The sequence below is a fragment of the Lysinibacillus sp. FSL L8-0312 genome (assembly GCF_038003285.1).
GTDB classification, from domain to species: Bacteria; Bacillota; Bacilli; order Bacillales_A; family Planococcaceae; genus Lysinibacillus; species Lysinibacillus fusiformis_D.
The window spans coordinates 2497470-2522737 of the sequence record NZ_JBBOOV010000001.1; the positions used below are offsets into that span (position 1 = coordinate 2497470).

Below are 25268 nucleotides of genomic sequence, written 5' to 3' on the forward strand. Positions count from 1 at the left end.
AATTAAGTTGGATAATTTTTTTATAAACTACGCATTCTAATGAAAAAGAAAGGATGCGTTTTTTATGTGGAAACAACATATTGTAGGTGCGGTAATTGCTACTTTTATTATTGCCGCAGGAATTAGTATTAATCCTTATTTCGCTGCTGGTTCTGATGAGCACCATTGGGGCTTTAAGCGTGCTAAAAATGGTGAGCAGGCGGAAGCAGGAGCGCAGCTTGATCAGCTACTTGACCAATATGGTGCGATTTACAAAGGAAAGCCAGATAAAAAAATTGCCTATTTAACATTTGATAATGGCTATGAAAACGGCTTTACTGAAAGTATTTTGGATACATTGAAAAAAGAAAATGTACCAGCAACTTTCTTTTTAACAGGGCATTATTTAGACAGTGCCAGCGATTTAGTGAAACGCATGGTGGAAGATGGTCATATTATTGGGAATCATTCATATGGTCATCCCAATATGGCGCGACTTTCTCCAGATGGAATGCGTGCGGAATGGCGGAAATTTGATGGGAAGTTACGTGAATTAACTGGAATCGATCGTACAACATATGCTCGGCCACCTGAAGGTTCTTTCAATGCAAAACTTTTAGAAGTCGGAAATGCTGAAGGTTATCGCCATATTTTCTGGTCTGTGGCTTTCAAGGATTGGATGAAGGATGAACGTCGTGGTGCGGATTATGCCTATAACGCACTTATGGAACAATTACATCCTGGTGCTGTTATTTTAATGCATACTGTAGCACAGGATAATGCCGAAGCTTTACCAATGTTTATTGCGGAAGCTAAAAAGCAGGGCTATACCTTCTTATCGCTTGACGATTTAGTATTGGAATATGAAGATTTTCCTGTCGCTTTGCAATCGCCTGCTCCTTCGTTATAATGGGGAGATGACATTATAGAGCAGGGACGTGGAATGTTTGACGCAGCAAACAACAATGACCGTGGGACAAAAATTCCCACTAACAATAAAAAGGCTTGGTATTAATGGTGAGGGTGTAGGGTTTTATAAACGTAATGTAGTTTTTGTAAAAGGAGCTATTCCCGGAGAAGAAATTACAGCTCAGGTGACAAAAACACAGCGTAATTTTGCTGAAGCAGAAGTTTTAGACATTCGTAAAGCTTCGAAGCATCGTCAGGAGGCACCTTGCCCAGTTTATAACGAATGTGGCGGCTGTCAGCTTCAACATATGACATATAATAAACAGCTAATTGAAAAGCGAGACATTGTCATTCAAGCATTAGAACGTTATGCCAAACCTTTAACTGAAACGATCGAAGTACGTAAAACACTTGGTATGGATAATCCTTGGCACTATCGTAATAAAAGCCAATTCCAAGTACGTAAAGAGGGTAAGCGTGTATACGCAGGTTTATTTGCTGAAGGAAGCAATAAGCTCTTGAATATTAATGATTGTCTCGTACAGCACCCAGTCACTTCTAAAATTACCGTAGCCACAAGAAAGATTTTGCAAAAACTAAATATCACTATATACGACGGTCGTACGCTAGATGGTTTAGTGCGTACGATTGTTGTACGTACAGGGATTCGTACTGGTGAGACACAAGTAGTTCTTGTCACAACACGAAAAGAAATCCCTCATTTAACTGAACTTATCACACGTATAAAAAAAATCGATCCGAGTATCGTATCGATAGCACAAAATATTAATCGTGAAAAAACATCATTAATATTTGGTGATGAAACCATTGTACTGGATGGCAAGGAAACGATTCATGAAGAGCTTGGTGAACTAGCCTTTGATTTATCAGCTCGTGCCTTTTTCCAGCTAAATCCAACGCAAACTGTTCATCTTTATGATGAAATAAAAAAGGCCGCTGCATTAACGGGGAAAGAAACAGTTGTTGACGCCTATTGCGGTGTTGGAACAATTGGACTATGGCTAGCAGATCAGGCGAAAGAAGTACGTGGGATGGATGTCATTCCAGAGAGCATTCAAGATGCGCGTAAAAATGCGCGCAACCATGGCTTCAAGCATACAAAATACGCAGTCGGCACAGCCGAAAGTGTCCTTGCCAAATGGCGCAAGGAAGGTTTTACTCCAGATGTCATTACAGTAGACCCACCACGAACTGGACTAGCACCAGAATTTATTCGAACAGTGCTTAAGCTAAAACCTAAGCGTTTTGTTTATACGTCCTGTAATCCATCCACTTTGGCGAAGGATTTACAACAATTATCAAAGCTTTATCATGTTGAGTATATCCAGCCTGTCGATATGTTCGCACAGACGGCACAGGTGGAATGCGTTTGTAGCATGGTTTTAAAACCTGAGTATCAGAAATAGTTTGGCGACTTTTTAGATGCAGTCTGTATATTACAGGCTGCATCTTTTTTCCTTGTTTTCCTTTTTATATGAATGAATAAATAAAAAACACATCAAAATTAATTGATGTGTGAGACTGTAATTACAGTCTGAAAGGACATCTCAAAATAAATTGAGATGTCCTTTTTATGTCATGCACAGCACAGGCTGCCTGGTGGGTGATGGACGGTCCAGAAAAGTCGATACCTTAACCAATACCCCAGGATTTAAAAGATTTTTAAATGTTAAACTTTTAGCTTTTATCAAAAGAACTTTGACACGTAAGTTTTGATCTTTCACCTTTAACCTTTAAGCTTTCATATCAGTTTAGTTGAAAGTTTCCTTTGAGTAAGACATGTTTTACGTTTTAACTCGCACACATGCCTTTAAGCGCGAGCGACTTTTCGTTTTCCGTTTTCGCTAGACCATGCCTATTTATTTCGTTAAGCTTCCACTTCAATAAATGTCGTAGCATTTGATTCCGATAGGACAGCATCAACCTCTGATTCAAATTCTTCAATACGAGTGCTCAATGACTCAATTTGTTTTTTGACATTTAAAGGATCAATGATTTCATACTCATTTCTCTTCATAAATGTTTCAGTATGTAATTTGACTTCATCTGGAGACTGTTTATCTTTATTACCTAATATGTTAATTAAATAGGTTTCCAGTTTTGCAGGTAATGCATCATTTTCTTTGGCAACGGTATTAATGGTTGAACGATATTGATGCTGCATGATTTCTAGCAAATTCTTTTCATATTGAATAGATTGTTTCCGTTCGATTGCCTCTGCTACAGTCATTTCTTCCTTACCAACTATCACCTTTGTGCTAGCGTTAGACTGTACAACTAGAGCTTTTATTTTATTTCGATAGCTAATCAAGCCTACCACCTTATCATAGGACGCTTGCATTTGCTTTTCATATTCTTGAATGTCTACACCATTCATTTTACGATTACTTTTTCGATTAGCTACTACTGCACTAACCTCATTCGTTGCTGTCTCAATTCGTAGGTTCAGCATCTTTAATTCTGTTAAGGCACGATGAATAGATAGTTTTTTCATTTCAGTCATGATAAAACCTCCTTCTTAAGCAAGTGTTCTTTCATTATAAAGAGAAAGATGTATAAAGTCCAAAATTACCCATTTTATTTTTTATTGCTTTCATAAGAACATGCCTGTATAATACATTTCTAGGTGCCAAACCTATGTAACTTGGACGGAACATCCTTGTTACGCAAAAAAACGCCATAACAGCACGGATTTGCTGGGCGTTTTTTGTTTTTGAGCGGGAGATGAGCCCCGCTCTTTTTATTTTGCCATTAATGTTTGTTTATGCTTTTGGCGTCCAAATACAAGTAGCACCATAGCAACAGCTAGCAACAACATTGCTACAAGTAAAAGGAAGCTATAATTTTTTACATATTCTATATAAACGCCACCTAAAAAAGGCCCTGTTAAACTACCAATACTTAAAGCAATTCCACAAAGTAAATTTCCTGTAGGCAGTAACTCCTTTGGTGTTAGATCAGCCATGTATGTAATCCCTAAAGAAAACATGGAGCCAACTAAAGTGCCTGTTAAGAAAAATGCTATAGCCACAGCTAATTGAGAGTGCTCTAAAAAGCTGGCGATTGCAAAAAGCATAGCGCCTCCAAACGAGCCTACCATCAAGATATTCCGTCTTCCTACTTTATCCCCTAATGCACCAAGTGGTACTTGTGTTAAAATCCCACCAAATGTAAAGACAGATAGAATAATAGGGATCATACCTACTTCGTAGCCTTTGCGTAAAGCATAAACTGGGAATAAAGCATTTAATGAAGACTCAAGGAATCCATAAACGAAAGGTCCTAAAAACGCCATCCATCCAAATAAAATAGCCATTTTGTAGCGTTGCCATCCTCTTGCATTTAAGTCGCCTGTTAGTCGCTCAGGTTTTTCATTTTGTAAGAAAAATACAAAAGACCATGCAAACAAGCACATGATGGATGATATGATAAACGGTAACGCTTCAGCAATCTCAATCAGCTTCACCATAAGTGGCCCTACGGCAAAGCCTATACTAAATGACAAGCCATAGATGGCCATTCCTTTTCCCAAACTTTTATGATCTGCTGTGCTTGTAATCCATGTTTGGGTCGCATAATGCAAGGCATGGTCCCCTACTCCAATGAGCAAACGAAGGACAAACCAGAAGGTCACACTTTTCCAGAAGGGAAATGCTAGCAAAGATGCAAAAACAAGTGCTCCTCCAACTAAAATAATTGGTTTGTAGCCCCATTTTCGTAAAGGCTGCTCGATAAATGGTGAGATTAATAGTGTTCCTATGTATAAGCCTGTTGCATTCAAGCCATTCAACGCCGAGGATACGCCATCCCGTTCAAATATGATCGAAATAAGCGGTAACAGCATCCCTTGTGAAAAGCCTGATATGGATACAATTAATACTAAAATGGTAAATCGTTTTTTGCTGTAATCTGAGAAGTATGTCATCTTTTCCTCCAATATCGTCATTCTTCCAAAGAACAGCATATCAAAAAGCCTTAGCGCTCACCACATGTGATTTTACGCTAAGGCCTAACTAATCCTTATATTCATTTAATTGTATAAACACGAAATTCGGCTTTTGATTATTACCGGATACTTGTTTAAACTCCCTCCTTTTCGAGTTAGCTTTGCAATGATACTTTTTCCAATCAGCTCCTTTACTTTATCTTAAAACAACTTTAACATACAACCTCAATATTGTAAATATTCTGCCTATTGATTTTTAAAATTAATCTCTTAGTCCTAGGTGTTTACCTAAACATTGAAATTTAAGCCCAAATCAGCTACCATAAAAGGGATGAAATGAGGTGTACGAATGTCAAAGCCAATCACTGATAAAAAACAGCAAGTAACCTACTTAAAAGAGCGTCTTGAAATTTTTTTAGAAGTATTAGATGCCCTTGATCCCGAAACTGCTGAATTAGAGGATATCGATCGCTTAATTCAAATGATGGATGATTTAGAAGATAAAATGGAGCAGTTTAATGCTCGTGAACAATAATGAGTCAAAAACAAGCGAGCACATTATGCGCTCGCTTGTTTTTTTAGTGGCAGTCCCAATTATAAAGTACCTTGCTAAAATCTTTATTGTTTAGCTCTTCTGCTGTAATGAAGAAGTTGCCGACACCACAATCGCCCCAAAGGATATCATCACCTACACTATCAATCTGTAATAACATGATTGTAGAGTCCGTATAATCACCGTATGCTCGTGGATCTTCCTGTGTAAAGTACGGATACCCACCTATTTTATGTCCATCACCAGTCAAAGCATCATAGAAAGCATCTTCTAATGTATCATCATCCTCTATTGATGTTAAGATACTGGCGTACATGTCATTACTTCTAAAATCATCAATGGACAATGGTTCAAAGCCTGCTTGAAAGGATAGTGCCATTTCACGCTCTACAGGAAAATACATCTCCTCATCCACTAATTTGACAAATGAAAAATCTTGAACGAGCTTTGTTTCATCATGCACGATCGATTCATGGAAGATAACACGAAATCCTTCTTGATTTTGTCCATTATCAAAATCCATTCCTAACACATCGTCATAACCATCAATATAAAACTGTAATATTCCCTCTTCTGGAAAATTCGCTAGATGCTTTGGTACTTCTGTAAAATTAATTTGAGCTAATAGCTTCAAAGGTTGTCCATTGTTATTTGTTGGATATTCCATCGACAGTGGAAAATAGGGATCCCCTGCAAACTTACTTTGAAATAAAGATGTTTTGCTTACCTTCGTATCAACCAATACAACAGGCTTCATCGTTTCTTCTATTAATGGTCTATATTTTTCAAATTCTTCCGGTAATTCAAGTAAAGTTTTAGCAGCCATTCAAATTCCTCCTAAATGTGGATTCACTTCTATTTTAGAACAAATGTTCTATTAAATCAACCCCTTCTCAAAATACTATGAAAACAAGCTTTAATTTAGGGCTCTCAGATAAGGACTCTTTTTTTCATTAGTTGAAAAGAGTATAATGTAACGTGGAAATAATCAATTTTTCTATGGGGGGCAATACCAATGAATCTACAAACTTTGGAGAAAAGTCTTTATGATTTAATTACTGAAACATCTACGAATTTACCTAAGGATGTACGTCGTGCTATTAAAAAAGCAAAAGAAGCTGAGAATGCTGGTACACGTGCTGCAATGAGTTTAGACACAATTGCAAATAATATTATTATGGCAGAAGATAATGTGTCACCAATTTGTCAGGATACAGGGCTACCAACTTTCAAAATTTATACACCTGTTGGTGTAAACCAATTAGAAATTAAAGCTGCAATCAAAAAAGCAATCAATGATACAACAGCAGATGCTAAATTACGTCCAAACGCGGTAGATTCTTTAACTGGTGCAAACAGTGGGAATAACCTTGGTGATGGTTTACCAGTTATGAAATTCGAACAATGGGAAAAAGATTACATTACAATTAAATTAATTCTAAAAGGTGGCGGCTGTGAAAATAAAAACATTCAGTACAGCTTACCATGCGAATTAGAAGGTCTTGGTCGTGCAGGTCGTGACTTAGACGGTATTCGTAAATGTATTTTACACTCTGTCTACCAAGCACAAGGTCAGGGCTGTTCAGCTGGTTTCATCGGTGTAGGCATTGGTGGAGATCGTTCTTCTGGCTACGATTTAGCAAAAGAACAATTATTCCGCCATGTTGAAGATACAAACCCAAATTCAGATCTTGCAAAATTAGAAGAGTATGTTGTCAAAACAGCTAATACATTTGGTATTGGTACAATGGGCTTCGGTGGTGAAGCAACATTACTAGGCTGTAAAATTGGAGTGATGCACCGTATCCCTGCTTCCTTCTATGTATCTGTAGCTTATAACTGCTGGGCTTACCGTCGTATGGCTGTGGACATCGATCCACAAACAGGTGAAATTATGAATTGGCACTACCAAGAAGGTGAAAAAATCACGTTCAAAGAAGATGAAGTAGCTGCTACAACAGAAGATACAACTACAAATCTAGTAGAGCTTACTGCACCAATTACGGAAGAACAAATTCGCTCACTAAAAGTGGGAGATGTCGTTTCTATTACTGGTCGTATGTATACTGGCCGTGACGCTATCCACCACCATTTAATGAGCCACGATGCACCAGTGGACTTAAATGGACAAGTTATTTATCACTGCGGACCTGTAATGGCAAAAGATGAGGAAGGCCACTGGACAGTAAAAGCAGCTGGACCAACTACTTCTATTCGTGAGGAGCCTTACCAAGGTGATATTATGAAAAAATTCGGTATCCGTGCTGTGATTGGTAAAGGTGGAATGGGACCAAAAACATTAAAAGCTCTAAATGAACATGGTGGCGTTTACTTAAATGCAATCGGTGGAGCAGCCCAATACTATGCAGACTGCATTAAAGGTGTTGACGGCGTTGATTTAATGGAATTTGGTATTCCAGAAGCTATGTGGCACTTAAATGTAGAAAACTTTACAGCAGTTGTAACAATGGACTCACATGGTAACTCTCTACATGCAGATGTCGATAAATCATCATTAGATAAACTTGCTTTGCATGCAGAAAGAGTTTTCTAATTAAATAAACGGTAGTAGTCATCCATTTGATTGCACCATTTTGTAAGGCACAGAATATTCCTAGTGAATAGACTGTGCTTTTTTTATTTAAAATCCCCTATCATCATCACCCTATGGTCAAAGTAAATATCCTTCAAACTTCCTACTTTATTTTTATAAATTCCTTTGTTATAATAATTCTAAATAAAAGAGATGGTAATTGAAATCCATTTTCAATTAAAAACTTTAGTAAATATTAATTTATAAAGGTTTTGATATTGATTTTCATTATCAGGAGGGATATAGATGGAATACTCTAATCGAGAAAATATAAATTTAATTGAGAAAACAAAAGAACATGCTGAATTGATCGCTGCATTGATGGCGGGCATTTTCATCTTACTTGCATGGCGTTTAGATACGAGCGGACAAACAACTGCTTCAGTTCTACTATATTTAATTGCATTTTTTGTAGGTGGATTCGCAAAAGCAAAAGAGGGCATTGAAGAAACGATTGAAGATCGAAAATTAAATGTAGAGCTATTGATGGTATTAGCCGCCATTGGTTCTGCAGCAATCGGCTATTGGACAGAGGGAGCTATTCTTATTTTCATTTTCGCAGTAAGTGGTGCACTTGAAACATATGCAATGAATAAAAGTCATCGTGAAATATCAGCACTTATGAATTTACAGCCAGAAGAAGCTTGGTTAGTGCGTGGCGGATTTGAACCTATGAAAGTGTCTGTGTCCACGTTAAATATCGGCGATCATTTATTAATTAAACCAGGTGAACGCATTCCAGCAGATGGTATTATTTTCAAAGGACAGTCTTCTATTGATGAATCGGCTATTAGTGGCGAGCCGCTGCCTGTCTCAAAAATCGAAGGTGACGAAGTATTTGCAGGCACAGTAAATTTAAATGGTGCTATTACAATGGAAATGACCAAAGCAAATTCAGAAACACTTTTCCAAAAAATTATACAACTTGTCCAAAGTGCGCAAAGTGAAAAATCTCCCTCACAACAATTCATCGAAAAATTTGAGGGGTCTTATGTAAAATTTGTGTTATTAGGTGTTGCCTTAATGATGTTCCTTCCCCACTTTTTACTCGGCTGGGATTGGACAACGACATTTTATCGAGCAATGGTGTTATTGGTGGTTGCATCCCCTTGTGCACTCGTAGCATCAATTATGCCTGCAACACTAGCAGCCATCTCAAATGGTGCAAAAAATGGTGTGCTTTTTAAAGGCGGCTTACATTTAGAGCATCTCAGTGTTTTACGTGCTTTAGCTGTCGATAAAACAGGTACTTTAACACAGGGTAAACCAGTTGTTACAGATTTTATTGTCCGAGAAGGCGTAGATCGTAATCTAGCTTTAGCAAAGCTTGCAGGGATTGAATCGCAATCCAATCACCCACTAGCTCAAGCCATTACCACATACGCTAAAGCAGAAGGAATTAACACATTACCACAGGCAACAATCGAGGATATTCCTGGTTGGGGTATAAAAGGGACGATCCACAATGAGGAGTATCAAGTAGGGAAACCTGAGTTTGTTGGTACTCAGCTTGCCAATGACTTTGCAAATAGTGCAGCTACAAAACTTGCCGCAGAAGGGAAAACAGTTATTTTTATTCGGGATCAGCATGGTATTGTTGCCTTAACAGCTCTAAAAGATACTGTACGCAGCGAAGCTAAAAAGGCTGTAGCTCTATTAAAAGATCTCGGTATTCAAGTAGTAATGCTCACAGGTGACAATGAAAAAACAGCCAAAGTCATTGCAAAGGAAGCTGGCGTTACCGAATATGTAGCAGAATGTCTACCTGAAACAAAAGTTACTGAAATGAAACGCCTACTTACACAACATCAATTTGTTGGAATGGTCGGCGACGGTATTAACGATGCCCCTGCATTAGCTACGGCAACTACTGGCATTGCGATGGGTGAAGGAACAGACGTTGCATTAGAAACAGCGGATGTTGTGTTAATGAAAAATGATTTATCCAAAATTGCTTATGCTGTGCGCCTATCTCGTAAAATGCAGCGTATTGTAAAACAAAATATCTTCTTCTCTATCGGTGTTATTGTTTTATTAATCGCCTCTAACTTTTTACAAGTAGTCGACCTACCTTTAGGTGTAATCGGACATGAAGGTAGTACAATTCTAGTTATTTTAAACGGTTTACGCATGCTCAATAAAAATATCTAATGACAAAGCCTCGCCTTTCTCATAAAGAAAAGCGAGGCTCATTTTGTTTTATTGTTATTTCCTTACTCATGAAGTTCTTTTTGTAGTGCCCTTTTTTGCATGGTAGCATTTAATACCCCACCAAAGATGATAATAATCCCCGTAAAGTATAACCAGAGCATTAAAATAATGACACCACCGATACTACCATATGTAGCAGAATAATTTGCAAAATTATTAATATAGAAAGAGAAACCATATGTGACTGCTAACCAGGCAAGTGTCGCAAACATCGCCCCTGGCCATACACCCATTATTTTTAAACGCGGGCTTGTATTTGGAACGACCCAGTAGATTCCCATTAAAACGATAAAAATAAGTAAAGGTGGTATTGACCATCTTAATTTGTGCCAAATAGATTCAAATTGCTCCTCAATTCCAACGATTGAAAATAGGAAATGCCCTATTTGCTGACCAAAAACTGGTAGTAAGAGAGCGACAGCCATCACAATTACAAGAGCGATTGTAAAAACCAGTGACAACCCTCTATCCAATATGCCAGCTCTCCCCTCTGTATCATAGGCTTTATTTAAAGCTCGAATAAGCGCATTAATACCTTTCGATGCAGACCAAATTGTACCGAGAACCCCGATGGACAATAAACTACTATTTCGATTTGTCAAAATCTCATTCAGCGTATTTTCAATCAGCTTATACACTTCATCTGGTAAGATATTCACTAAAAATGAATAGACCTGTGTCGTTTCTAAATTTAGATACGGTAATAGCGTCACTAAGAAAATAAGTAAGGGGAAGAACGATAGTAAAAAGAAATAAGCCAATTGTGCAGCAAGCGCAGATATTTCAACTCGCTTTAGCCGACTTATTAAATCTTGAACAAAGCCTTTGGATGTCATCACGTCAATCGATTCCTCCTCAGGAGAGACAAACGACTTTACGAACCCAAAAGCATTTTGCATTGTTGCTTTTTTTCCTTCCATATAATTCCTCCTAAAGCTTCCTTTACTCTTTTTCAGGTAAAGTAAAGGCTGATTTCGTGTCCTCAATCATCCCTTGTATTGTGGAAGGTAATTCTTTAAATTCATCAACCTTCTCAGCAATCGTGTTAACATTATCAGACACGCTTTCACAAAGCACTTTTGCTGCCAGCACTTTTTCCTCCACTAGCACCTGTAGTTCTTCACGATTTGATGCATAATATGTGATGGCTTCCTTCATTTTTTTAGTTGTAGCAATTGTTGTTTCACGCGTTGTACGATCGAGCATACTTAATGCAGCACCAACTGCTGCTCCTGCTACGATTGAAGCTAATAATTTACTCTGGCCCATATTTATAACCCCCTGCTTGTGTATTTGCATATTCCCTATTATTTCATAAATAAACAGCTTCCTGCACTTATTCTACCCAATAACAGTCTATTTTTAAAGCAATGCTCAAATACGGAGTTGACATTTTTTTTATTCAATGAAATGATATGTGCGAGGATTATGAAAGGTAGGGTAAAAAATGGATTTATCAGTTCCGTCTAAGGAAAACGTAGTGTATATGGTGGATCAAATGAAGGACAAGCTACGCATGGTGAATGTTGATGCAATGAAATCAGAACATTTCGATGAAGCTAATTATGAAGATTTAGTGTATTTATATGAGATGGTGATGAAAAGAGAAACATTTAGCCCAAGTGAAATGCAAGCGATTGTTGCTGAATTGGGGTCTTTACGTAAGTAAAGTAAATAAAAGCTATTAGCATATGACGATTGGTCAGCCGCTAATAGCTTTTTATTATTGTGTATTTTTTGCTTCTGAACCATCTTCGGTAACCAATGGCTGAATAAGCACTTCTACACGTCGGTTTTGTGCACGACCTTCTGCTGTATCGTTTGGAGCAATCGCTCGGTTTTCACCATAGCCTTTCGCACTAAAGTTCTCAGACTTTAATTGTGAATTACTATCTAATAATACCATGTAAAAATTAGACGCACGCATTAATGATAACTCCAAGTTTGATGAGAAGTTAGGGCCAGCTGGCACATTATCTGTATGACCTGTAATAACAATATTACGAGGTGGATTAGACACTAATACATCCGCAAGCTCTTTTGCAATTGGAATATATTCTGGTTTAATCGTTGCTTTACCAGGATCAAATAAAATACTATCACGGATAGTTACAAGCAATCCCTCATCTGTCATTTCAGTTGCAAATTGACCTTCCATCTCATTAACTGCAATAAAGTTGTCCACACTATCTTTAATAGCTGCTAGCTCTTGTTGATCCTTTAAATAGGCCGAATTTTGCTGTGGCGTTTGGTCGCTATCTGCATTCGGGCTTGGTACTGGTGCAGGCTGCTCTAGAAAGCTTGTTCCCCCGTCAAATACTTGACTAAATACCGCCGACATTCTCTCTAACTTTTCTTGATCAACTGAACTTGAGGCAAATAAAATAATAAACACAGCTAAGAGCAAAGTTAAAATATCTGCGTATGGAACTAACCAAGATTCATCAATATGTTCATCATGCTTTTTTTTCTTAGCTTTCTTTGCCAAGGCCACCCGCCCCGCTTTCACCAGAAATTTGACGACGTTCTTCCATCGTTAAGTATGATGATAGTTTCTGTTCAATTACACGTGGAGCCTCCCCTTCTAATACTGAAAGGATACCCTCAATCATCATTCTCTTTTGTTTTACTTCTAAAGCAGACTTACGCTTTAACTTGTTCGCAAATGGGTGCCATAAAACATAACCTGTAAAGATACCGAGTAATGTAGCCATGAAAGCAGCCGAAATAGCATGTCCAAGCTTTTCGATATCGTTCATATCAGCCAATGCGGCGATTAACCCTACTACTGCACCAAGAACCCCTAAAGTTGGTGCATATGTACCTGCTTGCGTAAAAATAGCAGACCCACTAGCATGACGCTCTTCCATTGCTTCCACTTCTTCCGTTAGTACATCACGGATGTAGTCAGCATTTTGACCATCAATTGCTAATGTAAGACCATTTTTTAAAAATGGATCTTCAATTTCAGAAGCCTTGCTTTCAAGTGCTAATAGTCCTTCACGACGAGCTAAGTCAGCCCATTGTGAAAACATTTTAATAATTTCTATATCATTCGCTAATTTCGTTTCTTTAAAAAGAATTTTAAATAGCTTCGGTACGCGCTTTAACTCTTGCATTGGAAAGGCAATTGTTACTGCTGAAATAGTACCAAAAATGATAATTAGAATGGCTGCAGGGTTATAAAATGCACTTAAGCTTACACCCTTCATCACCATCCCCGTTAATAGTGCTACTAAGGCAAGTATTAACCCTATAATCGACGATTTATCCATCCTAGAACCTCCAAATCTACTATTACTGTTATTTTCGTCTGTTTTTCCATATTTTAAATATATATATTCCTAGTATAAATGTATTTCACTTATTTTTCGATGTAATTAATGCTTTTTATTCACATTTCGACCATTTTTGATTATATTGAATTAAGAATATTACACTAAACTGTCTTATATCGAAAGGGGATATGAATTTGTTATTATCATTTAACACAAAATTACTAAAATATGCCGAATTAGCTGTGAAAGTAGGAGTAAATATCCAAAAAGGTCAGTATCTTTATATAAGCTGTTCGACTGATAACCTAAAATTGGCGCAAATAATTACCAAAATAGCTTATAAAAATGGTGCAAAACAGGTATTTGTCGATTTATCGGATGACGAGCTTGTACGTGCTCGTTATGAGGGAGCACCAAAAGACTCATTTGATTTCTTCCCGCCATGGAAAGTGCAAGAGCGTGAATGGTTGGTTGAACACGGAGCCGCTTTCTTAAGCATTAGCTCACAAAATCCAGATTTACTAAAAGGTATAGAGCGTGACAGAATCATGGCCTTCCAAAAAGCATCTGGTAAAGCATTAGCAAACTATTATCAATCGCTACAGTCTGATAAATTTAGTTGGTCAGTTATCGCTGCTCCATCTAAAGCCTGGGCAGCAAAAGTATTCCCTCACTTACAAGAGGAACAACAAATGGATGCATTATGGGGAGCCATCTTTGCAGCGACACGTATTGACGTTGAACATTCTATAGAAGCTTGGCATGCTCACGATCAGGAATTACATAGCAAAGCTGATTATTTAAATGGGAAGCAATATAAGTCGCTCCACTATACTGCTCCAGGCACTGACCTAACTATTGAGTTACCTACACATCATGTGTGGACAGGTGGCAGTAGTATTAATACACAGGGCCAAGCATTTATGGCCAATATGCCTACAGAAGAAATTTTTACAGCCCCTTTAAAAACAGGTGTTAATGGGTATGTTTCCAGTACTAAGCCATTAAGCTACGGAGGCAATATTATCGATCATTTCACTTTAACATTTAAGGATGGTCGTATCATTGACGTGAAGGCAGAGCAAGGACAAGAAATTTTAGCTTCCCTTATTGAAACAGATGAGGGTGCTCATTATCTTGGTGAAATAGCATTAGTTCCACATCAATCACCTATTTCACAATCTAATTTATTATTTTACAATACATTATTCGATGAAAATGCCTCGAATCATTTAGCCATTGGCAGTGCCTACGCATTTTGCATTGAGGGTGGTAAAGAAATGACTTCTGAGGAATTAAGTGCACATGGTCTTAACCAAAGCTTGACACATGTAGACTTTATGATTGGATCGGATAAGATGAATATAGATGGAATTACTCATGATGATCAAATAGACCCAATATTCCGCGATGGAAATTGGGCAATCTAAATAATCCATTCCTACTAATAGTATTCTAGGCTAAGTATGTTAAGGTTGTCATAAATTATCCTTAGATTTTCCTAGTAACCTATTGTATAATTGTTTTAGGGAAGTTTAGTAGATCATTTAAGTAGAGAGGAGCTCTAATAATGTTCATTACAACTGTTCTTGGCTTTTCAGCAGTTTTATTAATTTCAACGGGATTCTTCATCCACTACCTACAAGTTGGTTTAGATAGCAAGTCTTCAGTAACTGTAGATCCAAAGCCAAACGAAGAATATTAATGTATAAAAAAACAGCTACTGCAATGGTAGCTGTTTTTTTATCACTTACAAGTTATTTTCATCTATTAAAGCGTAGGAAACTGCTTCTTTATTGTAAAAATCATCTGAAAAAAGTCTTTATTGTTTGCATATTGAACGTTTTGCTCTAAAATATTTTTTGTAAGGAAGGGAGCAATATTCATGACAATGTTACAAGATATTTTAGAGTTTAATAAAGAGTTTGTACAAGAAAAGAAATATGAACCATTCATCACTACAAAATATCCTGATAAACGTATTGTTGTTTTATCTTGTATGGATACTCGTCTTGTAGAGCTTTTACCAAAAGCTATGAATTTGCGGAATGGCGATGTAAAAATAGTGAAAAGTGCTGGCGCATTAGTGAGCCATCCTTTCGGTGCAGTTATGCGTAGTTTATTAGTGGCTGTCTATGGCCTACAAGCTGATGAAGTGTATGTCGTTGGACATTATGACTGCGGAATGAGTGCAGTTGACCCTGATGCTATGCTTAGTGAAATGGTGACAAGGGGTATTGATCCAGAAACAATCAAAATGTTGGAATATTCTGGTTTTGATTTAAAAGAATTTTTACGTGGTTTCGGTGACGTAGCAACAAGTGTTAAGAAAAGTGTCGATACGATTCGTAATCACCCATTAATGGTGAAAGACGTTCCTGTTCATGGTTTAATCATTGATCCGAATACAGGTCATCTTGATTTAATTGAAGACGGTAGCAAATAATAGCTAATAAAAAACAAGTGCCCATCTCTCGTGAAGGATAGGCACTTGTTTTTCTATTCATCCTCTAAACGCGCATACATATAGTGATCTACCCATCGGCCATTAATATACAGTAGCCTCCTTAGCAGACCCTCTTGTTGAAATCCAGCCTTCTCTAATACGCGCATAGAGGGGTTATTTTGTGTAGAGACATATGCCTCTACACGGTGTAAACCAATTTGATCGAATGCGAATCTCACCACCATATTTACAGCCTCTGTGACGATTCCCTTGCCTACATAGATTTCATCCATCGCATAGCCAACAAATGCACTTGAGTACGGTAAGCGTTTTACAGCATAAAGTGCAATATGCCCTATTAGATTATTTGTTCCATGCTCAAAAATACCAAAAGTAAATTCTCGTTTTGACTCCATTAAATAGAGACTCTCTTGAATTTTTTTATATTGAGCATCAACTGTATAATATTCAGGTTTTTGTAGTGGCTCGTATACAGACCAAAAGTATTTATTGCGGCTTACGAGACCCGATAAACTTCGTGCATCTTTTTCTTGGAATGTGCGGATGTAGCATTTTTCCCCCTTTATCGTTACCACATTCCCACCCTTTTTTCTTAATAAATTCCAAATTTTAAGCACCATTTCTCCACACTAGCCTTCCAATAAATATCAGTACATTTCTCATTCTCTGTTCACATTGGCTACAATCTAATGATTGTAAACCCTAGTTTTATTTCATTGTATGTAAAAAAAGATGCTGCTACAACTAAAACAGCTCATGTCTTATTGTTACAGCAGCACCATTTTATTATTTTGTTTTTTGTTCTTGCTTTTTCTCATTTATTATTTCTAAACTGGATGAATCAGCATCCTCTAGCTGTCCATTAGCTAATACATTTGTTAGATGAAGACCACGTTTTTGAGCCTCACGTTCAATATGTGCAATTGTTTCTTGAAGCACCTGAACACGCGCATGTTTTTTATCGTCTCCAGCAACTAAAATCCATGGAGCATCCTTTTTATCTGTCTTGTCAAACATTGCATTCGCCGCTTCAATATATTGTGGTGATTTTTCTCGATTCCGCCAATCCTCGTCTGTTAGCTTCCAAGATTTATAAGGGTTTTCTTCACGTTCTTTAAAGCGTTTTAATTGCTCTTCATCTGAAACATGTAGCCAGAACTTAATAATTATGTAATCTCCCGCAGTTAAAATTTTCTCGAAATTATTAATTTCTTCATACGCACGAGACCATTCATCCTTTGTTGCAAAGCCTTCGATACGCTCTACTAGTACACGTCCATACCATGAGCGGTCGAAAATAGCGATTTGTCCATGCTGCGGTAATTTTCTCCAGAATCTTTGTAAATAGTTATAGCGTAATTCATGTGGCTGTGGAGCTGAGATAGGGTGTACCACATAACCGCGCGGATCTACACGTTCAATCAATCGTTTGATTGCGCCACCTTTGCCAGCAGCATCCATTCCTTCAAATACTAAGATTAAACCTATTTTGTTTTTTAGTAAAAACTGCTGTGCATTCAACATTTCATATTGGAGTACTTTTAATTTCTTTTTATACATCTTTTTATCTAGTTCAATGGATAGGTCTAGGTTTTTCAAATTTTGTGCCATGAAACTTCACTCCTTTTGGTTGGATATTCTTATTGTACTAAAGAAATATATGGATGCCTATTGAGATGGTAAATTGTAGATATTACGAGCAAAACAACACGATACATTGTTGAAAGTTTCCGTTATAATAAAAATAGTGACAGTACTATACTTATTTGTCTTTTCCCTATAAAATCTAACACGAAGGGAGAGGAAAACATGCCTCGGTTTATCTTGATGACAATTTCTTATCTTGTCTCACTCATCCTAACCTTTTCATCCTTTTTCGTGAATATCAACGGTCAATCTATGCTAGAAATCGCTAATCGCTTTTCTGTAGTATTTGCACCAGTTAGTGTAAGTCATGTAATTTGGATTCTTATTTATTTTTTACTCGGTTATTGGTTAGTTATGAATATCAAAAAGACAACTATGAAACAGTCTGCGCTTTTTAGCTGCATAAATATATTGCAAGCATTGATGATATACGTATGGCATCATGAGTTATTTATTGTTTCACTTGGCATTACATTACTCTTAGTCTTGTATTTATTTATGTTGTATAATACGTACCCTCTTCATGACAAAGCAATGTCGGGTCGTATTCCTTTCTCCATTTATTTTGCATGGATGACATTTATTTTTATTACGAATATCAGTTTTACGTTAACGGCTTATGGTTGGAACGGCTTTGGTCTTAGTACGCCTCTTTGGGCAGTAATTTTGCTGACATTAGGTGGAGCACTTGCGCTACATATCCGTTTCCATCACTTTGATATTTTGTTTCCTAGTGTTTTTATTTGGGCTTATATAGGAATCGCCTTACATAATGGTTTTGATGAGCTACTTGTCACTACCGCCGCCTTCTTTTTATGTGGTGTTCTCTTTGTTGGTATTTTATTTATTAAAAAAAATCCTGCCTACCAAAAATAAATTGGTAAGCAGGATTTTTCATTTCATTGCATTCTATTCTTCGTCTAATGATGTTAGGATAATCGGTTTATCTTTTGTTACAATGACTGAATGTTCAATTTGAGCTACAAGTGATTTATCAGGTGTAATGAATGTCCAACCATCACCAGCTTCTACAATATGCTCTGCCTTCGCTGAGATAAACGGCTCAACCGCAAGCACCATACCTTCTTTCATAATTGTAGAATCCCATGCATCATAGTAATTTAAAATGTGATTCGGCTCATCATGTAAAGATTGACCTAAGCCATGACCAGTTAAATTCATAATAACAGTTAAGCCATTAGCATTCGCCTCACGTTCAACTGCCTTACCAATTTGATTTAATTTAGACCCAGCCTTTACCTTTGTCATTGCTCGATCAAAGGCGCTTTTGGCAACGCGACATAGCTTTTCTTTGTCCTCATAGCCATCACCAACCACAAATGAAATACCAGTGTCAGCAAAGTAGCCATTTAATGAACCAGAAACATCGATATTTACAATATCCCCCTCTTGAATAACACGTTTTCCGGGGATACCATGCGCCACTTCTTCATTGACACTAATACATGTATACCCTGGGAAATCATATTCTCCCTTTGGACCAGATATCGCGCCAGCCTCTGCAAACATACGGCCAGCAATTTCATCTAGCTCCAATGTTGTAACACCTGGTTTTGTGGCAGCTTTCATCGCTTCACGAATTTCAGCACAAATGCGTCCTATTTTTTTAAAAGCTTCAATCTCTTCTTGCGTTTTTACAATCATGTATAACGTCCCTTTCATCTAATATCTATACTTTAATATAACATAACTTGTTATGCGTATAACGATAAACGCTTTAAATATTGTATGCTTCCTTACTTTGCGAAGTGCGCAAAGAGTTATTTGCGACAAAAAAGCCCCTTCACAAATGTGAGGGGCATGTTTTATGCTTTTCTTTGCATTAATTGTGGAGCAGCTGCGAATAAAAGAACGCCTACAATTGCCGTTAAAATAGTTGCTGGTAGCATATATGTACCATTATAGATGATGGAATAGATCCATGCATTTTGATCGCCAGCATATTCTGCAAAAAATACAGCGCCAGCCATCGTGTGGGCTGCATATCGTAAAAAGCCCGCAAGTACCGTACCTAATATAATGTAAAGTGCCATTTTTGTTTTGTTGGCATTTTTGGCAGCCGCCAACACGGGTCCACGCACAACCGCCGCTAATCCTACAACTGTGAAAGCAACACCATAATCAAGGAATCCTTGTAGCCAGTGCACAATCGTAGCACCAAACATGGTTTGCATTACACCCACGAGTAATCCAGTTGTTAGCCCAGCTACTAAGCCCCAGCGAAATGCTATTAACATAATAGGTACCATGACTAGACTAACAGAGCCACCTTGTGCCCATACTTTAAAGGAAACCTGATCAAGCACAAGACCGATTGCTGCAAATATCGCAATCTCCACAAGCATTAATAGTCTTTTTTTGTCCATATATATTCTCTCCTTTGTTCCGATGTAGGATACAAGAGCAGGAATAGAAATGCGCTGATATGTCTCTTTCTGACACCTTTTTATTCCCTCAAGAATGAAAAAACGATGCCAGGACAGAGCCTCACATCGTACTAGTGTCGGTTTCTATCCACATCCCTACGCAAGCGTTAACTTACAGGTTCAAAGAGTCAAGGCATTACGTGCCCAGTCTCAGCTGACATCATCAGCTCCCCTTGTGGTCGTTACATCTGAATTTATTCGAACATTCTCATTGTACGCAAAGGATAGAAGGATTACAACCTCTTCCATATATTATTTTTTTGAAACTTTGCTGTTTTTCATGCGTAAATATTAAAAAAGGAGGTACAACTATGGAGAACCAAAAAATTTTATCTGCCTTTAGTTATTTAAGTATTTTCTTCGCCCCTTTTATCGTCCCATTAATTGTGTACATTATTACGAAAGATAGTGACGTAAAAAGACATTCAATTCGTGCACTTATCTCTCATTTAATTCCTTTTGTTTTCGGCATTCTGTTCTTTATTGTCTTTGTTTTTTCTACATTTAATTTGGATCCAACGTCAGGCAATAATACGATGTTGATTATTTGGTTCGTTTCGTTTGCCATTTATGCCATCGTCTCACTAGGAATTGTAATATGGAATATTATTCAAGCTGTTCGTGTTATTCGTTAATGTTTCATTTTTAAGCGAAACAGGTAGTAGTAATTGTAAAAGGAGCTGTTTTTGAATGAAATTATCAAATGTTGTGAAAACCGCCGTAAAATTAGCACCTATTGTTATTCCTATCGTGAAAAAAGTAATGGCTGCAAAAAAAGGGACAACACCTACAGCCATTCCTCGAAAAAAATAAACAGCAGGCGTATTCCCTTGTTTTGGAAATACGCCTTTTATTTATTTCACTTCAAAGTGGGTTTGACTATGTCCATTCAATGTTTTTTCTACATGTAAGACCGCTGGCATCGCTGATTTTAATTCAGGCACATGAGAAATCACGCCAATCATACGACCAGAATCCTGTAAAGCAATTAATGTATCAATTGCTTTATTCAAAGATTCCTCATCAAGCGAGCCAAAGCCCTCATCAATAAACATGGTTTCAATATGAATATTCCCTTGGAAGCTTTGAATGACATCTGCCATTCCTAAAGCAAGACTTAAGGAAGCATTAAATTTTTCGCCACCGGATAATGTTTTCACATCACGTAATTGATCCGTATAGGCATCATATACATCAAGCCCAAGCCCACTTTGCTTCGCATGCTTTTCTAGTCTATCAGAACGTCTAAGCTCAAATTGACCATTTGATAAGTGATAAAGACGAATATTAGCGGCATCGGTAATTTGGTCTAAGTAATTAATTTGAATGTATCGCTCAAAGGACAGCTTTTTCGAATTTTGTCCGTTTAATAATCCATAGAGTTCCTTTACTCGACCAGCTTCTTGTTCAAGTAACTGAAGCTCTCTCGCTGTTTCTTCTACTTTTTTTATAAAGCCCTGGCATGCTTGTGCAAAACCATTCATCTGTTGCAAACGTTTAAATGCTTCCTCATACGCTGTACGAAGTTGTTCTACTTTTGCTTCCATCATCACTAAATCTTGCTTCTCTTTCCCTTGAAGATACATAGCCCCTTCAGTTATTTGGATTTTCAGGGTATGTACCTGTAAAGCATAGTCACTGCATACTTTGCGAAGTGCCTCCAATTGGCTCGCACTCCGTTTGGCAGCTGCGTATTCCTCATAGCTGTCAAAGCCGATTTCCTGCATGCTTGCTGAAAATTGCTGCCGCTTTTCATTCATTTTGAGCTGTAATTCCTCAAAAGATTGTTTGGCGATTTCTACAGTTAGTTTTGCATTACTTGTCGCTTCTTTTACGACATGCAAATTTTCTTGACTCTCTTGCCATGTTTTTTGCAAATCCATTTTCTGTTTACTAACATCCGTAAGTTGTTGCTTTAATTGCTGTAATGTTGGTAAATTGGCTGGCATCTGCTTGAGCTGTTCTTCTACAACCGCTTGTAATCTTGTCCATTCTTTCATGTGCTCAGCTAAATATTGCTCTAATTCCATCTGTTTATTTCTAAGCTGCTCTATTCTATCACGTTGATGCTTTAGCTTTAATCGCATATCTGCTAGTTGATGATGGACAACTTTTAAGCTCGCAATCTCTTGCTCCGTCTTGTGTAAAGTAGCGATGAGCTGTGCTTGGTCTTCTTGTTTAATATGCTGTGCTTCTAGCTGCTGATATGTATCTTGAAGAAGCTGTTGCGTAGATGACAAAAGTGCTGCCTTCTTTAGATACATACGCTCGTCTGAAGAAGCCTTCACTCTTAACGTTTCCACTTGAGCAAGTTCAATAACTTCCAGTTGCTCTTTATGTGTTTTCTCGTGAGTCATACTGCCACAAACAGGGCAAGGCTCCCCTTCCTTTAGCTGTTCCGCTAAAATACTAGCCTGACTTGTCAGCCACCGTTGCTGCAATAATAGAAGGGCCTTTTTACTTTCTTGATAGTGAATGTCTGAGGCAGCTACGTCCTGCTGTGCTAACTCTACGGCACTTTTATATTTCTCAGCTTGTTTGACTAAAGCTACCTGTTCACGTAGTTTCGGTAACTGTTCTAAGTAGCTTTCATATGGCTCAACCTGTTTTTCATAGCCTTCCATCGTTTGAGAAAATTGCTGCAATTGCTCTTGTTCTTTTTCCAATAACGTCAGGTTATCAGCCACCGCCATTTTTGCTGTTTCAACATACTGCTCAGCTATTTGCAGCTGCTGCACGTTGTTTTCATAGGCCTCGCATTTAGGCAATGACGCTAATAATTGCAATTCCTGCTGCAAAATTTGTTGACGCTCAGGCTCTTTCGCCTCTTCTACCCTATATTTTTCTTGGGCTCGCTGCAGTTGCTCTTCTGTTTGCTGATGCTTAACTTGTGCTTGCTGAAAAGCTTGTTCCTTTACATTAAGTTCAGCACGTAAATCAATGCATTGTTGTTCAAGTAGCACAAGTCGCTCTGCTTGTTCTGCTAAAACAATCTCCTGCTCCTTCGCGCTATATGCGTCCTGCTCTTGTAACAGCATTTGTAGTCGCTGCTGTCGATTCGCTTGCTCATCAAATTGCTCATTCAGTGTTTTAGCTAATCGATAATATTCTTGTTCTTTTTGATGAAGGCTATAAGCTTCTTCATATTGTAGCTGTTCATCCTCAATACATTTTGTATAGTAAATAATCTCCTCATCAAGTGCCTGCTTTAGTTGATGTAAATTTTCCGTTTTGTCAGCAATTAATGTGAATAACGCTGATGAACGTTGTGGTAAGACACCGTCAATTTGACCAAGTAAATGTTCTTTTAATTGTTTGGCACGTTGTAGATCACTCTCTGCCTCTTTTCGTTTAGCATCAAGCTTTTTCGTCATGACACCAAAGCGGTCTGTTTTAAAGATTTTCCGCAAAATAACTTCTTTGTTTGTAGAATCTGAGGTTAATAGCTTGCGAAATTCACCTTGAGGTAGCATCACAATTTGGCTAAATTGATCTTTTGTGAGACCTATTATTTCCTGCAATTTTTTATCGACTTCAAGCGTTTGCTGCTTCTCTACAATGCTATAATCAAGCTTTCCCTCTTTTACTTCAGCTAACTCTATTTTCTTCCCAGTAATCGTTTTATTTTTTTCTTTAATATGACCGGGCTGTCGTATTATTTGATAGACCCTTCCATGCATTTCAAACATGAGCTCTACAGCTGTATAAATATCATCATGAGCAAAGCCACTTCGCAGTAAAGCCGTATCCTGACGATCCTCACCACTGCCTGATCCGTAAAGGGCATAACAAATGGCATCAAAAATGGTTGTTTTTCCAGCACCGGTTTTACCAGAAATAGCAAACAATCGATGTTCCCCTAGTTCTTGAAAATCAATTACTTCAGTGTCTTTATAGGGACCAAATGCAGTAATCGTTAACTTTAATGGCTTCATTTTACTGTCTCTCGCTCCTCATCTAATAATTCCTGTAACATCTCTGTGAAAAGGCGTTCCGTATCTTCATCTGGCTGAATACCGATAATATCGGTAAAGAAAGAACGGAATAAATCAATATCCTCTAGTTTTTCCGTTTCTACAACTTGTAGCTCACGCGACACCTCTTGTCGTAATACCTTACGTTCCACATGCATAGCGTGCGGAAACACACTGCGAATGCGTTCCATCGGCGAAGACACCGAAGTTGTATCCGTCAATCTGACAAATACATAATCATCACTTGGTGTGAGCTTTAATAAATCCTCTAATTGACCTTCTACTACTCGTAAATCTCTTCTTGGCACAAGCTTTCTTTTAGTTACTGTGCTATTACCATGCTCATCTAAATCAATGATTAAAAAGCCTTTTTCATGTAAATGCTCAGATAACGAATATTTTAATGGAGAGCCTGCATAGCGAATGGTTTCATTTAAGACAAAATGTGCCTTATGTAGATGCCCAAGTGCTGTATAATGAAAGGGTTTAAATAAAGCTGCACTCACACAATCTGAGCCTCCTATGGAAAGCGGTCGCTCTGAATCACTTGTATTCGCTTCTTCCTCACCATACTTCGTTACAAAAGCATGTCCAACAAAAACATGACGTTTGCTTGAATCCATGTCTGGCGTGATATACTCAATTATTTTTTGCATGGCATCTTGATGAGAGCGGATTGCCTCTTCTTCAAAGATGCTGCGAATAGAAGCCGGCTCTGCATACGGTACAAGATGGAAATGCACTTCGCCATGCTCATCATTCAAAACAATAGGTGCATGATTTTTTGTAAATTGACCCTTGATATATAAACCGCTATCACTCATTAAACGACTACCGAAATTCAGTCGACCTGCACTATCATGATTTCCCGCCACCGCTAAAACAGGAATCTTCTTCTCTAATACAATTTTCGCTACTACATCATTTAGTAAATTGACTGCCTCTATAGGAGGCATCGAACGGTCATATAGATCACCTGCTATGACAATTACATCTGGTTTTTCCTCATCTATCGCTTGTATAAATTGTTCGAGAATATACTGTTGATCTTCTGTCATATAGACACCTTGAACAAGTTTTCCTAAGTGCCAATCTGCTGTATGAAATATTTTCATTGTTGTACCTCCTAGTCTTCTTTCTATTTTAGCATGACTATTCCCTCTCTAGTGCTCTCTAGCAGTTTAGTAGTTCTATCCAATATTGGCTTTCATAGAGAAAAAGCATCTTATTGGGTAAGATGCCT

General features: G+C 37.7%; 25 protein-coding genes and 1 riboswitch. Of the genes, 12 read left to right on the forward strand and 13 right to left on the reverse strand.

Translation table 11 applies throughout. The features are described from left to right. The first annotated feature begins 64 nt into the window (after nt 1-64). Together MHI22_RS12680 and rlmD are read left to right on the forward strand one after the other, a co-directional pair. Nucleotides 65-889, forward strand: coding sequence for a polysaccharide deacetylase family protein (locus MHI22_RS12680; RefSeq protein ID WP_036122253.1), 825 nt, complete (start codon nt 65-67; stop codon nt 887-889). Nucleotides 890-926: 37 nt separating this feature from the next. Then, nucleotides 927-2315 (forward strand): 23S rRNA (uracil(1939)-C(5))-methyltransferase RlmD, encoded by a 1389-nt coding sequence (gene rlmD / locus MHI22_RS12685; protein WP_089934589.1) that lies wholly within the window; start codon nt 927-929, stop codon nt 2313-2315. Nucleotides 2316-2776: 461 nt separating this feature from the next. On the opposite strand, the gene MHI22_RS12690 is transcribed toward rlmD, so the two are convergent. Both MHI22_RS12690 and MHI22_RS12695 read right to left on the reverse strand, forming a co-directional pair. Next, complete coding sequence (locus MHI22_RS12690; RefSeq protein ID WP_036122261.1) at nt 2777-3412, reverse strand: hypothetical protein; 636 nt, start codon at nt 3410-3412, stop codon at nt 2777-2779. A gap of 237 nt (nt 3413-3649) precedes the next feature. Then, nucleotides 3650-4834: an MFS transporter gene (locus tag MHI22_RS12695; RefSeq protein ID WP_036123066.1), complete on the reverse strand. Its 1185-nt coding sequence runs from the start codon at nt 4832-4834 to the stop codon at nt 3650-3652. A 370-nt stretch (nt 4835-5204) separates the two neighbouring features. Between MHI22_RS12695 and MHI22_RS12700 the strand changes: the two genes are divergently transcribed. Next, the gene (locus MHI22_RS12700; protein ID WP_036123069.1) at nt 5205-5390 is read left to right on the forward strand and encodes an SE1561 family protein; all 186 of its coding nucleotides are present in this window, start codon (nt 5205-5207) and stop codon (nt 5388-5390) included. A gap of 43 nt (nt 5391-5433) precedes the next feature. Here MHI22_RS12700 and MHI22_RS12705 read toward each other — a convergent pair whose 3' ends face one another. Further along, nucleotides 5434-6234 (reverse strand): YwqG family protein, encoded by an 801-nt coding sequence (locus MHI22_RS12705; protein ID WP_036123072.1) that lies wholly within the window; start codon nt 6232-6234, stop codon nt 5434-5436. A gap of 189 nt (nt 6235-6423) precedes the next feature. Between MHI22_RS12705 and MHI22_RS12710 the strand changes: the two genes are divergently transcribed. Then, the gene (locus MHI22_RS12710; RefSeq protein WP_036123075.1) at nt 6424-7962 is read left to right on the forward strand and encodes a fumarate hydratase; all 1539 of its coding nucleotides are present in this window, start codon (nt 6424-6426) and stop codon (nt 7960-7962) included. Between the two features lie 285 nt (nt 7963-8247). Then, a complete protein-coding gene (locus MHI22_RS12715; RefSeq protein WP_089934593.1) occupies nt 8248-10152 on the forward strand; it encodes a heavy metal translocating P-type ATPase in 1905 nt (634 codons plus the stop codon). A gap of 62 nt (nt 10153-10214) precedes the next feature. Here the strand turns inward: MHI22_RS12715 and MHI22_RS12720 are convergent, their stop codons facing one another. Beyond that, entirely contained in the window at nt 10215-11132 is a 918-nt protein-coding gene (locus MHI22_RS12720; protein ID WP_036123312.1) for a YihY/virulence factor BrkB family protein, read from the reverse strand. A 22-nt stretch (nt 11133-11154) separates the two neighbouring features. Further along, nucleotides 11155-11481 (reverse strand): hypothetical protein, encoded by a 327-nt coding sequence (locus tag MHI22_RS12725; protein ID WP_058843701.1) that lies wholly within the window; start codon nt 11479-11481, stop codon nt 11155-11157. Between the two features lie 178 nt (nt 11482-11659). On the opposite strand from MHI22_RS12725, the gene MHI22_RS12730 reads away from it, so the two are divergent. Beyond that, nucleotides 11660-11881: a DUF1128 domain-containing protein gene (locus tag MHI22_RS12730; protein ID WP_036123318.1), complete on the forward strand. Its 222-nt coding sequence runs from the start codon at nt 11660-11662 to the stop codon at nt 11879-11881. A gap of 54 nt (nt 11882-11935) precedes the next feature. On the opposite strand, the gene motB is transcribed toward MHI22_RS12730, so the two are convergent. Continuing rightward, complete coding sequence (motB, locus tag MHI22_RS12735; protein WP_036123321.1) at nt 11936-12700, reverse strand: flagellar motor protein MotB; 765 nt, start codon at nt 12698-12700, stop codon at nt 11936-11938. Then, nucleotides 12684-13487, reverse strand: a complete 804-nt coding sequence (gene motA, locus MHI22_RS12740; protein WP_036123322.1) for a flagellar motor stator protein MotA — start codon at nt 13485-13487, stop codon at nt 12684-12686. The genes motB and motA overlap by 17 nt, the downstream gene beginning before the upstream one ends. A 191-nt stretch (nt 13488-13678) precedes the next feature. On the opposite strand from motA, the gene MHI22_RS12745 reads away from it, so the two are divergent. The 3 genes from MHI22_RS12745 (at nt 13679) to MHI22_RS12755 (ending at nt 15936) form a co-directional block, all read left to right on the forward strand. Further along, entirely contained in the window at nt 13679-14920 is a 1242-nt protein-coding gene (locus tag MHI22_RS12745; protein WP_340812143.1) for an aminopeptidase, read from the forward strand. Nucleotides 14921-15060: 140 nt separating this feature from the next. Beyond that, nucleotides 15061-15195, forward strand: a complete 135-nt coding sequence (locus MHI22_RS12750; protein ID WP_255358791.1) for a hypothetical protein — start codon at nt 15061-15063, stop codon at nt 15193-15195. A 180-nt stretch (nt 15196-15375) separates the two neighbouring features. After that, nucleotides 15376-15936 (forward strand): beta-class carbonic anhydrase, encoded by a 561-nt coding sequence (locus tag MHI22_RS12755; protein ID WP_036123327.1) that lies wholly within the window; start codon nt 15376-15378, stop codon nt 15934-15936. 53 nt (nt 15937-15989) lie between these two features. Here MHI22_RS12755 and MHI22_RS12760 read toward each other — a convergent pair whose 3' ends face one another. Continuing rightward, on the reverse strand, nt 15990-16577 hold the full coding sequence (locus MHI22_RS12760; protein WP_051891670.1) for a GNAT family N-acetyltransferase: 588 nt from the start codon (nt 16575-16577) through the stop codon (nt 15990-15992). A gap of 166 nt (nt 16578-16743) precedes the next feature. Continuing rightward, the gene (locus MHI22_RS12765) at nt 16744-17568 is read right to left on the reverse strand and encodes a polyphosphate kinase 2 family protein (RefSeq protein WP_036123330.1); all 825 of its coding nucleotides are present in this window, start codon (nt 17566-17568) and stop codon (nt 16744-16746) included. Nucleotides 17569-17766: 198 nt separating this feature from the next. On the opposite strand from MHI22_RS12765, the gene MHI22_RS12770 reads away from it, so the two are divergent. Beyond that, nucleotides 17767-18480: a hypothetical protein gene (locus MHI22_RS12770; protein ID WP_036123333.1), complete on the forward strand. Its 714-nt coding sequence runs from the start codon at nt 17767-17769 to the stop codon at nt 18478-18480. Nucleotides 18481-18513: 33 nt separating this feature from the next. Here the strand turns inward: MHI22_RS12770 and map are convergent, their stop codons facing one another. Together map and thiT are read right to left on the reverse strand one after the other, a co-directional pair. After that, nucleotides 18514-19269, reverse strand: a complete 756-nt coding sequence (gene map / locus MHI22_RS12775; RefSeq protein ID WP_036123336.1) for a type I methionyl aminopeptidase — start codon at nt 19267-19269, stop codon at nt 18514-18516. A gap of 161 nt (nt 19270-19430) precedes the next feature. Further along, nucleotides 19431-19991, reverse strand: coding sequence for an energy-coupled thiamine transporter ThiT (thiT, locus tag MHI22_RS12780; protein ID WP_340812145.1), 561 nt, complete (start codon nt 19989-19991; stop codon nt 19431-19433). Between the two features lie 136 nt (nt 19992-20127). Then, nucleotides 20128-20235: riboswitch (TPP riboswitch) on the reverse strand. Nucleotides 20236-20362: 127 nt separating this feature from the next. Between thiT and MHI22_RS12785 the strand changes: the two genes are divergently transcribed. Both MHI22_RS12785 and MHI22_RS12790 read left to right on the forward strand, forming a co-directional pair. Continuing rightward, complete coding sequence (locus MHI22_RS12785) at nt 20363-20686, forward strand: DUF4870 domain-containing protein (protein ID WP_036123342.1); 324 nt, start codon at nt 20363-20365, stop codon at nt 20684-20686. A 55-nt stretch (nt 20687-20741) separates the two neighbouring features. Next, nucleotides 20742-20864 (forward strand): hypothetical protein, encoded by a 123-nt coding sequence (locus tag MHI22_RS12790; RefSeq protein ID WP_340812147.1) that lies wholly within the window; start codon nt 20742-20744, stop codon nt 20862-20864. A gap of 41 nt (nt 20865-20905) precedes the next feature. On the opposite strand, the gene MHI22_RS12795 is transcribed toward MHI22_RS12790, so the two are convergent. Beyond that, nucleotides 20906-23986, reverse strand: a complete 3081-nt coding sequence (locus MHI22_RS12795; protein ID WP_340812148.1) for an SMC family ATPase — start codon at nt 23984-23986, stop codon at nt 20906-20908. Further along, nucleotides 23983-25140, reverse strand: coding sequence for an exonuclease SbcCD subunit D (locus tag MHI22_RS12800; RefSeq protein ID WP_036123348.1), 1158 nt, complete (start codon nt 25138-25140; stop codon nt 23983-23985). The genes MHI22_RS12795 and MHI22_RS12800 overlap by 4 nt, the downstream gene beginning before the upstream one ends. Nucleotides 25141-25268 lie beyond the last annotated feature (128 nt).

What these genes read in the sequence shown, in the direction of transcription:
- MHI22_RS12700 (WP_036123069.1), top strand. Translation starts at nt 5,205, where the DNA reads ATGTCAAAGCCAATCACTGATAAAAAACAGCAAGTAACCTACTTAAAA.
- MHI22_RS12680 (WP_036122253.1), top strand. Translation starts at nt 65, where the DNA reads ATGTGGAAACAACATATTGTAGGTGCGGTAATTGCTACTTTTATTATT.
- MHI22_RS12760 (WP_051891670.1), bottom strand. Translation starts at nt 16,577, where the DNA reads ATGGTGCTTAAAATTTGGAATTTATTAAGAAAAAAGGGTGGGAATGTG.
- MHI22_RS12715 (WP_089934593.1), top strand. Translation starts at nt 8,248, where the DNA reads ATGGAATACTCTAATCGAGAAAATATAAATTTAATTGAGAAAACAAAA.
- MHI22_RS12690 (WP_036122261.1), bottom strand. Translation starts at nt 3,412, where the DNA reads ATGACTGAAATGAAAAAACTATCTATTCATCGTGCCTTAACAGAATTA.
- MHI22_RS12705 (WP_036123072.1), bottom strand. Translation starts at nt 6,234, where the DNA reads ATGGCTGCTAAAACTTTACTTGAATTACCGGAAGAATTTGAAAAATAT.
- motA (WP_036123322.1), bottom strand. Translation starts at nt 13,487, where the DNA reads ATGGATAAATCGTCGATTATAGGGTTAATACTTGCCTTAGTAGCACTA.
- MHI22_RS12720 (WP_036123312.1), bottom strand. Translation starts at nt 11,132, where the DNA reads ATGGAAGGAAAAAAAGCAACAATGCAAAATGCTTTTGGGTTCGTAAAG.
- MHI22_RS12795 (WP_340812148.1), bottom strand. Translation starts at nt 23,986, where the DNA reads ATGAAGCCATTAAAGTTAACGATTACTGCATTTGGTCCCTATAAAGAC.
- MHI22_RS12800 (WP_036123348.1), bottom strand. Translation starts at nt 25,140, where the DNA reads ATGAAAATATTTCATACAGCAGATTGGCACTTAGGAAAACTTGTTCAA.
- MHI22_RS12755 (WP_036123327.1), top strand. Translation starts at nt 15,376, where the DNA reads ATGACAATGTTACAAGATATTTTAGAGTTTAATAAAGAGTTTGTACAA.
- MHI22_RS12710 (WP_036123075.1), top strand. Translation starts at nt 6,424, where the DNA reads ATGAATCTACAAACTTTGGAGAAAAGTCTTTATGATTTAATTACTGAA.
- MHI22_RS12790 (WP_340812147.1), top strand. Translation starts at nt 20,742, where the DNA reads ATGAAATTATCAAATGTTGTGAAAACCGCCGTAAAATTAGCACCTATT.
- thiT (WP_340812145.1), bottom strand. Translation starts at nt 19,991, where the DNA reads ATGGACAAAAAAAGACTATTAATGCTTGTGGAGATTGCGATATTTGCA.
- MHI22_RS12695 (WP_036123066.1), bottom strand. Translation starts at nt 4,834, where the DNA reads ATGACATACTTCTCAGATTACAGCAAAAAACGATTTACCATTTTAGTA.
- MHI22_RS12745 (WP_340812143.1), top strand. Translation starts at nt 13,679, where the DNA reads ATGAATTTGTTATTATCATTTAACACAAAATTACTAAAATATGCCGAA.
- MHI22_RS12730 (WP_036123318.1), top strand. Translation starts at nt 11,660, where the DNA reads ATGGATTTATCAGTTCCGTCTAAGGAAAACGTAGTGTATATGGTGGAT.
- map (WP_036123336.1), bottom strand. Translation starts at nt 19,269, where the DNA reads ATGATTGTAAAAACGCAAGAAGAGATTGAAGCTTTTAAAAAAATAGGA.
- MHI22_RS12725 (WP_058843701.1), bottom strand. Translation starts at nt 11,481, where the DNA reads ATGGGCCAGAGTAAATTATTAGCTTCAATCGTAGCAGGAGCAGCAGTT.
- MHI22_RS12785 (WP_036123342.1), top strand. Translation starts at nt 20,363, where the DNA reads ATGGAGAACCAAAAAATTTTATCTGCCTTTAGTTATTTAAGTATTTTC.
- MHI22_RS12750 (WP_255358791.1), top strand. Translation starts at nt 15,061, where the DNA reads ATGTTCATTACAACTGTTCTTGGCTTTTCAGCAGTTTTATTAATTTCA.
- MHI22_RS12770 (WP_036123333.1), top strand. Translation starts at nt 17,767, where the DNA reads ATGCCTCGGTTTATCTTGATGACAATTTCTTATCTTGTCTCACTCATC.
- MHI22_RS12765 (WP_036123330.1), bottom strand. Translation starts at nt 17,568, where the DNA reads ATGGCACAAAATTTGAAAAACCTAGACCTATCCATTGAACTAGATAAA.